14 protein-coding genes and 1 pseudogene are annotated in these 12,395 nt (G+C 51.3%); 9 read left to right on the forward strand and 6 right to left on the reverse strand.

Annotation, left to right across the window (positions count from 1 at the left end):
- A pseudogene (locus tag ACT4MF_RS14555) lies at positions 1 to 183 on the forward strand (hypothetical protein); the annotation flags it as partial.
- Between the two features lie 14 nt (positions 184 to 197).
- Here the strand turns inward: ACT4MF_RS14555 and ACT4MF_RS14560 are convergent.
- The 4 genes from ACT4MF_RS14560 to ACT4MF_RS14575 form a co-directional block, all read right to left on the reverse strand.
- The gene (locus ACT4MF_RS14560; RefSeq protein WP_444683156.1) at positions 198 to 1,019 is read right to left on the reverse strand and encodes an IS5 family transposase; all 822 of its coding nucleotides are present in this window, start codon (positions 1,017 to 1,019) and stop codon (positions 198 to 200) included.
- Positions 1,020 to 1,463: 444 nt separating this feature from the next.
- The gene (locus tag ACT4MF_RS14565; protein ID WP_200532081.1) at positions 1,464 to 1,661 is read right to left on the reverse strand and encodes a helix-turn-helix transcriptional regulator; all 198 of its coding nucleotides are present in this window, start codon (positions 1,659 to 1,661) and stop codon (positions 1,464 to 1,466) included.
- Position 1,662: 1 nt separating this feature from the next.
- Positions 1,663 to 2,055, reverse strand: coding sequence for a hypothetical protein (locus tag ACT4MF_RS14570; RefSeq protein ID WP_444683157.1), 393 nt, complete (start codon positions 2,053 to 2,055; stop codon positions 1,663 to 1,665).
- 280 nt (positions 2,056 to 2,335) lie between these two features.
- A complete protein-coding gene (locus ACT4MF_RS14575; RefSeq protein ID WP_444683158.1) occupies positions 2,336 to 2,584 on the reverse strand; it encodes a hypothetical protein in 249 nt (82 codons plus the stop codon).
- A 182-nt stretch (positions 2,585 to 2,766) separates the two neighbouring features.
- Here ACT4MF_RS14575 and ACT4MF_RS14580 point away from each other — a divergent pair, with 182 nt between their 5' ends.
- The 4 genes from ACT4MF_RS14580 (at position 2,767) to ACT4MF_RS14595 (ending at position 5,623) form a co-directional block, all read left to right on the forward strand.
- Complete coding sequence (locus ACT4MF_RS14580; protein WP_444683159.1) at positions 2,767 to 3,777, forward strand: Cdc6/Cdc18 family protein; 1,011 nt, start codon at positions 2,767 to 2,769, stop codon at positions 3,775 to 3,777.
- 137 nt (positions 3,778 to 3,914) lie between these two features.
- Positions 3,915 to 4,376, forward strand: coding sequence for a hypothetical protein (locus ACT4MF_RS14585; RefSeq protein WP_444683160.1), 462 nt, complete (start codon positions 3,915 to 3,917; stop codon positions 4,374 to 4,376).
- Positions 4,377 to 4,613: 237 nt separating this feature from the next.
- Entirely contained in the window at positions 4,614 to 5,261 is a 648-nt protein-coding gene (locus tag ACT4MF_RS14590) for a hypothetical protein (RefSeq protein WP_444683161.1), read from the forward strand.
- A 161-nt stretch (positions 5,262 to 5,422) separates the two neighbouring features.
- Positions 5,423 to 5,623 (forward strand): hypothetical protein, encoded by a 201-nt coding sequence (locus ACT4MF_RS14595; protein ID WP_444683162.1) that lies wholly within the window; start codon positions 5,423 to 5,425, stop codon positions 5,621 to 5,623.
- An 851-nt stretch (positions 5,624 to 6,474) separates the two neighbouring features.
- On the opposite strand, the gene ACT4MF_RS14600 is transcribed toward ACT4MF_RS14595, so the two are convergent.
- Positions 6,475 to 7,362 (reverse strand): DUF8172 family protein, encoded by an 888-nt coding sequence (locus ACT4MF_RS14600; protein WP_444683163.1) that lies wholly within the window; start codon positions 7,360 to 7,362, stop codon positions 6,475 to 6,477.
- A 314-nt stretch (positions 7,363 to 7,676) separates the two neighbouring features.
- Positions 7,677 to 8,117, reverse strand: coding sequence for an Ig-like domain-containing protein (locus tag ACT4MF_RS14605; RefSeq protein WP_444683164.1), 441 nt, complete (start codon positions 8,115 to 8,117; stop codon positions 7,677 to 7,679).
- 296 nt (positions 8,118 to 8,413) lie between these two features.
- Here ACT4MF_RS14605 and ACT4MF_RS14610 point away from each other — a divergent pair, with 296 nt between their 5' ends.
- The 4 genes from ACT4MF_RS14610 (at position 8,414) to ACT4MF_RS14625 (ending at position 12,223) form a co-directional block, all read left to right on the forward strand.
- Positions 8,414 to 8,605 (forward strand): hypothetical protein, encoded by a 192-nt coding sequence (locus ACT4MF_RS14610; protein ID WP_444683165.1) that lies wholly within the window; start codon positions 8,414 to 8,416, stop codon positions 8,603 to 8,605.
- 431 nt (positions 8,606 to 9,036) lie between these two features.
- Entirely contained in the window at positions 9,037 to 9,756 is a 720-nt protein-coding gene (locus ACT4MF_RS14615) for a hypothetical protein (protein WP_444683166.1), read from the forward strand.
- Positions 9,757 to 9,791: 35 nt separating this feature from the next.
- Positions 9,792 to 10,613 (forward strand): ABC transporter ATP-binding protein, encoded by an 822-nt coding sequence (locus ACT4MF_RS14620; RefSeq protein WP_444683167.1) that lies wholly within the window; start codon positions 9,792 to 9,794, stop codon positions 10,611 to 10,613.
- Between the two features lie 89 nt (positions 10,614 to 10,702).
- The gene (locus tag ACT4MF_RS14625; protein ID WP_444683168.1) at positions 10,703 to 12,223 is read left to right on the forward strand and encodes a hypothetical protein; all 1,521 of its coding nucleotides are present in this window, start codon (positions 10,703 to 10,705) and stop codon (positions 12,221 to 12,223) included.
- Positions 12,224 to 12,395: the final 172 nt, after the last annotated feature.

Raw genomic sequence — 12,395 nt, forward strand, 5'->3', positions numbered from 1 at the left:
GAACTTGTCAATGGTGGCTTCACATGGGAGCTCGAATTGACTGAAGAGGGAATCATCTCCGCAAGTAATGATACAATTCCCCTTGAGGTGTGTCCTAATCTCGTTTCGGGTCGGTATCGATTCGTTTTCTGGGGCTTGATCGGAGACGGATCTGTTGCTGTCAGTTTCAACATTGACGTATGAACTGTATTGACCGCTCAGAGTGATCGATCTACATTATGAATGAGACAGGCGATGGTGAGTTCACGGAACTGCTTCCACCACCGCCGTGACCGGACAAACGCACCATACTTTCGCTTGAGTGTTGAGTTCACAGTCTCGGATTGACTCCGTTGTCCGTAGAGATCAGCATCTAAGCGTGCGTTCCATGCCTTGTGGAGTGACGTGAACTCACGATGCTTAATCAGTGGCCGAACCTCGTGTTGCCGGGCAAGTCGTCTGATTTTCTGGTCGTCGTAGCCTTTGTCACCGAGAAGAATGTCGATGTCCTCGGGGTTGCGCTTGATCAACGACGGAGCAATCTGGCTATCGTGTTTTCGTGTCGTCGTCACGTGGAGATCGAGGATTGCGTTCACCTTCGTATCAACCAAGAGCGTCACTTTGAGCTGTTGAATCGTGAGTTCAGCTCGTTTCGTGTAGTGTTTCGAGGCGTGACTGCGGTCGAACCCTGACGCATCAACTCCAACGACGCCACTCTTCGGAAGGAGCGACGCTGAGAGAGTCAGTAGGACACGCCACACAGCCATATCAAGCCGATTGAACGCCTTACAGAGTGTTGATGGCGCAGGTAGTTCAGCTAATCCAAGAGCGCGACGGATGCGTGGCATCTCGATTAACTCGTCAAGCAAGCCACGGTAGGTCGTGTTCTTCCGAACTTTGAGACACAGTAGAACAACGTGCTGGGGAAGTGTGTAGCGGTGTTTGGAAAATTTTGAGGAGTATCGAGAGACCGCTCGACGCGCCAGATGGATCGCCTTCTCAGTAAACCGGAGAATCTGCGACTTCGGGAGGGCATTCATCTCGTCGAATTACAAGCCAAACATGTAACTCTCTGAGGATTTCAACAGAGCCAACTGGCGTAAAATATACACCAGTTCGGAACTAAATCATAGTATGGTGAACAGATCGACGGTCTCTGATTTCATTCTGCAAGCTATCCTAATTGTAGGTTTGGGTATAATAATGATCCGTTCAGGACAAATCACCGGGACGCGATTTTTAGCATTTGATATTCCCTACGCAGGTCAATTAGGATTCATACTAGGTGCTGTATTTATACTCGCTATATTTGCTGTGCTCCGTCGAACATATGGAAATGACAAGTTAGGAGTGTAGTACCGTGATCCACTAATCTTCTGTATTGACCGCAACCAAATCAGAATATCTGGCTCTGTTGAAATCCTATTCTTCAGACATAAAGTGTGGTGAAACAGCCGATCGCTGAAGAATGCATAATGAGCAGTTTAAGCACCATCGTAGGAAAAAATGTCTTCTATCGAACAATCAAAATATAGTGCGAGTTGGAATGCGAGTTCAAGAGATGGATCATATCTTTCTGCTTCAAGTGCGTTAATCGTCTGTCGAGTAACCCCGATCTCTTTCGCAAGGTCCTCTTGGGTTAGGTCGTGCTTCGCCCGATAGACTTTCAATTCGTTCTTCATACTATTCGATGTATCTGTAATATACGTAGTACAAGGCGTATACTGCCAATCCAACAAATATGTATAAGTTGTTAGCTTCGTCTGGGAAGATGGTGAATGTGCTGTCAATTAGCAGCATACCGATTAACCACCAGAAAGCATTAGTGCCGGCTTTTGTGAGTAGTTCAGCTGTCCGCTCATCACCTAACGCCTTCCGGTTATAACTGGCAGAGACAGCCCTATAACCGAAGAACACAACGATAACAAATGGTACTAGAGGCCCGATATAACTGATTGGCGGGAAGTCATAATATTGGAATACTGCGATACTACCAATTAGAATCGCAACTGCGCCTGCTAGCAATCCGTATCCAACACGCTTCTGCCGCTTAAGATTCGAGGGGAGCTCACTCATAGGATCACTAATGTATCTTGTTTTGAATTTACTTCTTGAATAGCGCTCCTGTCAAATGTGTCTGTGATGGCAGACATTATGTAATGTCTTCTTTCCATATTGGAGTCAAGTCATTCCATCAATATAAGTGCTTTGCTAAAGAGTCCGGTGAAGTATAGAATTAGAATCTGAAGACGATGGTAGCTAGTTGACCTGTACTGAGCGATTCGTGAGTCCCCTGTATTGACCGCGACCGGAATGGTATACATCAATCTCCAAGCGGTTCAGCAGAGCCAACTGTTTAGGACAACTTCTTGAGTACGCGTTCTGCGACTTTTCCGGAGACTGAGATACCGATCAAGAAGGCTGCTGCCAGTAGGAGTATTTGCCACAGGAAGGCAGCACCTAGATTGAGATTAAACAGAATAGCGGTATCTACGAAAAATACATACACAGCATACATCAACGGAAGCCCGACTATTAGAACAGATCCGAAGTAGGTCAGGCCGGCTATTGCCAACGGACGACGACTTTGCGTGGAGGTGCTCATAGACTGATATATGTATGTTCAAGGTAAAATCTTTCTGGCGAATGGCTCTAGACGGACATTCGTTGAAGTGTGTATTGACCGCAACGGGAGTAGTACACAGTACCTACTGAGGACTTCAACTGAGCCGGAAATTCGGAAATTACACACTTCCGTTTAATATTCTCCAGCCGCATTTCGGTCACATGATACTGGATGCACGGGTGTTACAACCTGAATTCATTCCTCAAGAGGTGAAGCACCGCTCCGCTGAAGTCGGCCACCTCTCAGACACGCTACGGCCGGTGATGGAAGGCAATCATGCTGAGACATCTTTTCTCTATGGTCCGTCTGGAACGGGGAAGACCTGCATCGCTCAGTACACGGTCGAACGGCTACGTGAGAACACATTTGATTTTACCCATCAGTACGTTAATTGCTGGGAAGACTACACCCGCTTCAAGACGCTTTACCGGATTCTCGATGGTATTAGCAGTACAGTCGATATTCACCGGAAATCAACCCCGAAAGACGAACTCCTCGAGCGGCTCCGCAGGAATGTCGATGATCCCTATATTGTCATCCTAGATGAGGTCGACCAGCTTGAGGATAAGAGCCTACTATACGATCTGTATCGGATTCCAAACCTTGCGATGATTCTCATCGCGAACCGCGAGGAAGACGTCTTCGCGCATCTTGATGACCGGCTCAACAGCCACCTTAGTAGCAGTGTTCGAATTCGTTTCGGACGCTACAACCTCACCGGACTAACCGCTATCCTTGAAGACCGTGTTCGCTGGGGGCTCGTCGACGACGCTCTTGATCAGGAGGGAATGGAGTTGATTGCCGATAAAGCCGCAGGCGATGCACGCAAAGCCATCGGTATCCTCCGTAATGCCGCTCAGACTGCTAACTACAATAATCTCGACGCGATCCCGCACTCGGTCATTGAAGACTCCGTTTCGGAAACGAAATCGGAAATTCAGCAGAAGACCATCGATAAGCTCACCGATGACCAGCGTGTGCTCTACGAGATACTCACAGAAGACGAAGAGATTGACCCGGCCACACTCTACGATCAGTACACCGATCGGGTCGACGATGCGAAATCGAAGCGCATGGTTCGGAATTATCTCGCCAAGCTTGAACACTACAACCTGATCGTCTCTGAAGGCCAAACGAAAGGCCGAATCTATCGACTCAAACGGGTTTGTTAAAATCTTCAGCAAAGTGAATAATCTGATCCGGTTGCGGTCAATACAGTAGATTTAAACACCAGTACTAGCGATTCGCGCCTTATCAAAACAGATTTCTAGCCCTTTGGTTCAATACACAGTAGCATCAACACTCATCCATGTATCAACAGAAACCGGCCAAAATTGGAGCCGGTATCGGAGTCTTCGGCGCGTTGTTCCTTCTGCTTACCACTATCTTGCTCTTTGTTATTCCGCAGGAACTGATGACCCCAGCGGCAAGCACCACCTACGTAGAGACGTGGTCGCAACCAATTATGACTGCCGGGGGATTCGTGTTTTCCGTTGGGATTCCCCTCGCTTGTGCAGTGAGCGCATATTATCTGACGACAAGGGAACATGCTCCGGGAAGCGTCATCATGGGATTCTTCATCGGAGGGATCGTCTTTATCATCGGGAACGCAATTCTTGGAGTAGCTGTAACTAACCTCTTTGTGTCTGGTAGTGGAGTAGAACGGTCGTTGCTCGGCCATATGCAGAATAGCCTGCCTCATGGAATGCGACTATTCGTTGGAGGGCTCTTCGGGGTTGCTGCAGCGGTCGTCGTTGAAGAATACTCCTAGCTTTTCTCAACAGTGGTATGATTAGACTGGGACGACAGTGCCCCCAATCGCTACTTCTTGAAATGATTTCCTCGGATTAGCGGTCAGTTCGCACTCTTCACCGAACAGTGGGTTCAGGTGATAAAGCATCTAAAGAAAGTATTTCAACAGAGTCTCTCAAACAGTAGCCCACACCGAATCAACTGTTTCGGAAACCACCCTCTCGACATTTTGTATGTCGGGTGCTGGGCGTCTATTATGGGCAATCTCACCCCAATCGCATTTGACATCGAAACCAGCGGGCTTGATGACGATGCTGTAATTACGGTTGCCGGACTCGCGCACGAAGTTGGTGAGGTGCTTATCCTCAACACTGCTGGTCGAACCGCTAATAGCACCGAACTCGAACGAGCCCTTCGCGAGCATTCTACTGGTAGTGTGGATCTCGCTGTTACGGCTGATGAATGCGAACTTCTCACCGCGCTCAAGACGTTCGCGGATAGTCATCTTGACGACGATCGTCACTACCTCACCGCCTATCATGGCGAAACGTGGAAAGGGGGGTTCGACCTTCCATTCGTACGAACTGCGTGTGTGAAACACAATATCGAGTGGCCGTTTCCGGATTTGGCGTATGCGGATATGCTCGATGTCGTCGACCGATTCGATACGAATGACCAGAACGACCTTGTCGGCGTCTACAATGAGCTGATTGGTCAGGGCACATGCGATCCGTTCGATGATAGTGAATCAGCTGTGGCTGCCTTCGAGAACGGGGAGTGGGAACCATTGCTGTATCACAATCTTGCGGATATCCAGCGAACTAGGGAACTGGCTGTTCTCGCTGGAGTATATGTTCCTCAATCTGATTTTCAAATGAAGAACCTCGCCCCGCCTGATGGGTGATCTATCCTTCACTCAGTTAATCGTCTACATAAGCGGCTCTATTGAAATCCCATTCTTCAGACAGTTCCTCGCCTGAAACATCCGGTCGCTGAAGACTGCAAACTTCGAAGCAGTCCCCGTACATAGCCTGTTTTTTACTTATTCTATGACTAAGGTGGGATATGGATGAAGGTCTAGTTGTCCGTTTGCTGGGCGTCTCAGCGACACTAATCATTCTACTCGTTGCGATTACAGTGGGTGCTCTGCTTGGGGACAACCCTGATGAGATGTTTATGTGGTCAGTCGTTGGCGTCGTTTTGCTCTCAATTGGTGCCCTTGTCGCCGTCCACCACTTTGAGGACAGAATAAATGCGCTGGGTTGAATCGGTGGTGATCGCACGTTAGAACGTTGAAGATGCGGAGTTCAACACTGTCTATGAAGATGGCTCTGCTGAAGTCATTCAGATTTGATCAGACAGTTCCGATGTCCGGTGTGCGACTTGCTGTATAAACGTCGTGTACTGAACGTTCCGTGAGTCCCCTGTACTGACTGCAACCGGACCGGAATGTATCATCTGTTGAAGGATTTCAACAGAGCTAGCGAGCTGTAAAACAGTGAAATCAAATGCCGTCTGCCGAGCCCCCAGAGTTCTCCGAATCGAATTCGTCGATATCATCCTGATCCGGTTTTGGGGGATAGAACATGAATTTCCGGCTCTGTTGAAATCCTCAGGAAGTGATATATTTTGATCGACTGTGGACAGTACAGGGGGACCACTTTTCGGCAGGTACTTTATTCGGTTTTCTTGATTGACGATATGGTCCCTCGGGACAATCAGAAACTAGTCGCCTCTGCTGTGGTAGCCCTCGTTATTATTGTCGCCCTGCGGACATTGACGGGTTTTGGGGTGCTGTTGAGATTTGCGATTGTTGTCGTCGCCTTGGTCGTTACACAATCTATTTTCGAACGGGTGTATCAGTAAGCAGCTCTCATCGATCGGCTGTTTCAGGTAAGAATATGTCTGAAGAAGAGGAGTTCAACAGAGCCGAAGAATAATATCTCAATTAGGAAATCAAAGCAACAAATATCAGCACTAGATTTATACCGCTTCACAGACTTCTTTCCTGTATGAGCCTCGAAGAGACAGTTGACTACCTCGCTGAAGAACTTGACCTTGAGCGGAGTGAACACGTCCGTGAGGTCGGCCAGTCGGTCGCCGAGCTTCGCGACTGATCAGAACATTTCTCTGAAGTCTCGTTCAACGAGTCCGTCCTCCAGATACGTGATGAACTCTTGTTTCGTTGGTCCTTGACAATCGAGCAGGTCATCCCGTTCTGCACGTTGGAGGACTGCCTGAGCGAAGTCTGTACAGTGGGACTCGTGCTGCCCAGCGTACTCTGAGAGGGCTTCTCGCCAGTGCATATCTAGATCGAATTCGGATAATCGGATTTGGATCCCGTCTTTCCGCTCGACGAGGTCGACGTCCAACTCTTCGAGCTGCTTGAAGCGGAGGTTGTTCCGACGAACAGTAATGAGCCGCTTAGAATCGACGATGTAGGGATCGACCCACTCTCGCCAAGTATCGTCGTCCACGTGTGTTCGTGGCATCTCAAAACCCGGCTCTACACTCTCAATACAGAATTGTAGCATCGCGATGCCAGTTCGATGATTCGCATTCGGGAGGGAGTGCCGGAGAATCAAATTCGACATCACTTCCCCAGCGACGTTCGGAAGTGGTGCTCCCCAAGACACGTGATCAAGTGCCTGTTGGATCTTTTGCGGCTCGAACTCTTTGTAGAGCCGGAACTCATCTTCATTTCGAACATCAACAGCGGCTTCGAGTAGCTCCACTAATCGGAATGCGACAACTTGCCCAGCACGAGGGAGGTCACGAATACGTTCGCTCAGCCATTCCTGATTGAAGTCGATGTTCTGGGCTGATTTGATCTCTGAATCGCCTTCGTAGAGCACATAGACCGGTGTTTCAAAGGGGTACCGGATGAGTTTCGTCGACTCGTTGGATTGCTCTTGCTGAGATCGGATCTCTGTTAAGGACGTAGAGCTATATTTAAGCGAGAAATTCTCGGCCTGTGGGTGGTGATAGAAGACGAGCCGAGCCATCTCAATGTGTATTCGTGGGATGTAGGTAAAGCAGTCCCGCTTTTTATTGATTTGGCCTGCGGAATTTACTTTTTCATGTTAGAATCCTCAGTCAGTGATACGTGTTGACCCAGTTGCAGTCAAGGCAGGGAACTCACATAACTGTGCCAGATGCCAAATCTCTATAGTCTATCAGTAGCGCCGTGCGCGATACAGAAGATGAGTTCAGCATGCTGGCCTCGTTTCTGTCACACTGGAGTCAGCGAACTAGCTATTCAGTGGGTATGCGATTAAATCAAAAGGTGGGCTTGGTCTAAAGTGGACTTAGTTGATGCTTATTCTGTTGAGGTAGTGTTGTTTTGCGCCCCAGAGTTCTGGGAGGACGACAGATATGAATAAGGTTCGTCCTGTATGTAGACATCACCACCAAAAGCCGAGGTGAGTACGATAGCGACTGCTCTTGTTCCGGTAGCAAGACGCTGTGAGGGAGTCATTTCATTCCATTGGACAAACAATCGGTACGTGCCAGGTTGAGGGAAGTCGTCAAGTTCGACGGTGTCACCTGCGTCGAGGTCGTATGACTTCCAGAAGATTGGTTCTTCATCAGCTTCAAACAGGACAGTGACAGATTGGGTGGTATCAGTTGCATTCCGGACGATCACGTAGCGAAGGTCTGTCGACCGAAGACCGTCGTGAATGGCTGATCCTCCAGTCCAGCCGATGACTCCGGCACCGACCCCGACAGTGGCAGCGATAATTTCACGACGTGTGGGCATTGTGGATACTTTACAGAGTGCCGGTAAGTCTCTTTGGGCGGTTCCACAGGAACTTATTTGAATACAGTGATTTGCCAGGATCTGTATTGACCGATTCGGCGATACTCATTCTTGGCAAACGTCCGTGCTGACTACGCGCTCTGTATTCTGCACGGCCCTCTGAGATTCAACAAAATCTGGCAGGATCTACGGCGGTATATTCGCAGTTCATATCGACCGGGTTTTTTAGGCGGAAATATATTTGAAAAAGAAGATTTCAACAAATCCTTTTAATTCTAAACGCCATATCAAGCATAGTGTCCGACCAGTCCTCCAACGGCGAGTCACTCAAATCACGCCTTCTGTTTTTCACCGCTGGCATAATTGTCGCAGCTCTACTGTCTACATTGGATATTGGGGGTATATGGGCCATCCTCGCCGGTATTATCGCCTTCATCCTCTTTGGTGAGGCTTACCTGTTTCTTACAGGGAATCGGTCATCCAGTTAATAGGCACACTTACTGAGCAGTTGTTTCACTCGTAAGAATACGATAGGCACGTCAGTGGACACCGATGGCATTAGGTTCGCACTTTTCAGCGATCGGCTGTTTCAAGCGATAGTGTACCTGAGGAAGGGGATTTCAACAGAACCCAAACCGGCTAGATGGGATCGTACCGCCGTTTTATATAGGATTCTCGCAGTTACATTAGATATGGCCCTCCGCAAATCCCTCCGAGAAGCCCTGCGGCTCCTTCGTGAGCAACCGATACTGGCCGCTCCAATAATCCCTGTCAGCAGTTTCCAACGCCCACAGCTTTCTGTAGCAACACTCAATCCGGTGATTTCTCTCGTGGGGGCAAGCAAAGAACCGTCTCGATCAGGTGCAGCGACGGCCGACTGGTGCCTCAATCGATGCGACATCCCACACGTCTCCCGGTAATGCTGTACACCGTTGCCGGAATCGGGTTCATCGCTTTCGGTCTCGTGATCGGCTGGTATGGAGTCCGGTCACTCGTGGTTGTTCCGAATATCCTCCGTGCCAACGTCCAAGCGCCCAGCGAGGTGACAGACCACGGATCCTTCGTCGTATGCCGCGGCATTGCGAACAAATCGGGCGACATCCTTACCGCTCCGTTTACGGGATCTCAGTGTCTCGGGTTCGAGTTCGAGGTTGCCGAACGGCAACCATTCGGGATCGGGGTCCCGTGGTTTCTGGCCCATCTCGATGATGGCGTGGCGACGCGTCCATTCACCCTCGATGGTCCGGTTGGGACTCTTGATATCGTTCCTTCCGCCAAACGGTTCGCGCTCGATTCGGATTCGACGATCACCACTGTCAGTGCCAGTGAAACGGCACCCGAGCGTATCCAACGGTTCGTTGACGTTCGAGACGAGCTCAAACCCGTTGCGCGATGGGTTCGAATTATTCCGGGACTTGGCACGCGGCGATACGTCGAACGACGGATCGACCCTGGTGAGGAGTATCTCATTGCAGGCCACACGGACCACCAACAGAACGAGACCATACTTTCTGGCAACCTCACCATTACGGACCGCTCTCCGAGGCAGTTCGCACTTACGCGTCTCTGGAAAGCGTTATTTCCGATGGTGATCGCGCTGAGTTTCGTCGCTGTCGGATTTGGAGGCATTGCCCTATGACAGACCGCAGTACGAAACCAACTACTCCACCTACGATGACACCAGACACAGAAGCCATCGAGACGCAGAGCCTAACGAAACGATTCGGGACTAAAAGTGCTGTCGACGGGCTTGATCTCACCGTTGATCACGGTACAGTGTACGGCTTTCTCGGACCCAACGGTGCCGGTAAGACAACCACCATGCGGATGTTGACGTCACTGACGCAGCCGACCGACGGTGAAGCGTGGATCGACGGAAATCCTGTCTCGGATCGGGATGCGATCCGAGCATCGATCGGCTACCTTCCCGAAGAACCTCCGGTCTTCGACGAACTAACCGGCCGTGAACAGCTCGAATATTTCGGTCGGCTTCGCGATCTTCCCGCCGACGAGATGGACACTCGAATTACAAACTGGTTCGACCGGTTCGATCTCACCGAAGACGCCGACAAGCGGATTGATGATTACTCCAAGGGGATGCGTCAGAAGGTCGGCCTGATTCAGGCGCTGTTACACAACCCCGACGTGGTGTTTCTCGACGAGCCGACCAGCGGGCTGGACCCGCGAGCGGCCCGGACCGTCCTCGACGTCATTGCGGAACTGACTGGCGATGGCCACACGGTGTTCCTTTCGACACATATTCTCTCAGTCGTTGAGGAGCTCGCGGACGTGGTTGGCGTCCTCTACGAAGGCGACCTCGTTACCGAGGGGTCCCCCGCGGAACTGACCGCACGGATGGAAGCCGAGGAGGGAACGACGCTGGAGGACGTGTTCCTGTCAGTCACGTCCGAACGTGGACCAGCTAGCCCCGAAGCAACTTCTGAGACCACTGGAGACGCCACCGAACCACAGGACGGACGGTTCGAAGACAAATGACACGGGCGACAAAGCTGCGACTTATCGCCACGACTGAACTACGCCGTCGGTGGCGGACGATGAAAGCGAATACGACGCAGCTATTGGCAATGGCGTTCGCAGCCGTCATGCTGCTTCCGTTCTCGATCGGCGGCGTGTTCGGAGCGTACCTCGCTGGCGGGTTTGTTGCGGGGAGCGAGACCGAACCACTCATCGAATGGGCTCGGATGGCATTCGTCTACGGATGGATCTTCGTCGTCGGATTCGGTGGATATCGTGCGTACGCAGTCGCACTTCGTCCCGACAATCTCGATGGGTTATTGACGACGGTGTCACACCGGGCGGTGATCGGCGGCCTCGTCCTCACCGAACTCATGCTTTGGTCTGCATTCTTCCTCACGGTCGGGAGCGCCGCCACAGTAGCGTTTGCCGTCGGTGCTGGCTCACTACTCACCATCCCTGCCCTATTGCTCACACTGTGTCTCCTCCTCGTCACCGGGCTCCCAGCTGGGTTCATCCTCGCGCTAGGGATACGAAACGCCGGCGTTCGATCGCAGTTGCTTAGCCGGCTCCGAACGCTGTTTCTCATTCTCCTCGGGATCGGGTACTTCGCGTTAATCTTCACGAACGCGTTCGCGTCGGTGCTTGAACCGATCTATCGAGTGCTCGCACCGACGCCGATCGACTGGTTCGGCGATCTGGCCGCAATGGGACTCGGTATCGAAGCGTCACCGCTTCGAGCGATCGGCGCGATACTATTCACGGCTGTATTCGTCGCCACAGCGGTCGCATCGCTGTTTCGACTCGCAGAATGGCTCTGGTATGCCGACGGGGTTCACATCACCCATGAGGCTGAGCGGTCGGCCGACAGCTCCGCTTGGTTCGGTGGCCTCTCAAGAGTGCTCTCACGACCAGTTTTCAGCGTCGTCGCAGTCGATTGGAAACGCGCCCGTCGGTCGCCAATCTCGCTGTCATTCGCGTTGTACCCACTGATCGTCCTTGCTGGACCGATCGTCACTGCCGTCCAGACCGGCGAGATCGGAACAAGCCTTCCATTGTGGGTGCTGGTTAGTGGGACCTGGGTCGCGGGGTCGCTGTTCGCGCTCAACGTGGTTGGCCAGGAAGGTGCGGCATTACCCATCACCCTGCTTTCTGAAGCACCTGAACGTTCGCTGGTCGTCGGACACGTCATCTCCGGTGCGCTCCTGATCGCGCCGGTGACCGTTGTGGCGACCGTAACAACGGGGCTTTTGAGTCCGCATTCGGTACCGGTCGTCGCGAGTCTCGGCGTATCGGCACTCGTCCTGTCGGTCGTGTCGGGTGCGATTGCGACCGGGATCGGCGTCGGGTTCCCACGCTTCGAGGCCGTGAGCATCTCTCGGAGCAGCAAGGCGATTGTTCCGAGTGTCTTCGCCTTTGTGATCTATTCAGTTGGGATGCTTATCATTGTACTTCCGGTTGTTATCGCCCATTCAGGGATTGCTGGGCATGCAATCGCCTCGTTTGTTGGTGTTGAGCGATTTGTAGTCGGTCTCAGTGGGACGGTCGTTTCGGTCACATTTGCGTGTCTCGTTGGGGCGATCTCGATGTATGTTGCACAAGATCGCGTGAGTGAGTATCACTTGAATTAGGCGTTCTAGCAACCCTGAGTTCGGGATCATGACGGAAGAACACTACTTTGATCCGAACAAGAATATGACATCAGGTGAGCGTAAGCCTATCTTCTTCAAGAAGAGAATCGCGCCGTTTACGACGGGAAAGATGTCACCGTTGGTCAAACAGAGAAATCAACATCTTTGGCTA

The sequence above is a fragment of the Halorubrum sp. FL23 genome (genome assembly GCF_052439115.2).
In the GTDB taxonomy this organism is placed as follows: Archaea; Halobacteriota; Halobacteria; order Halobacteriales; family Haloferacaceae; genus Halorubrum; species Halorubrum persicum.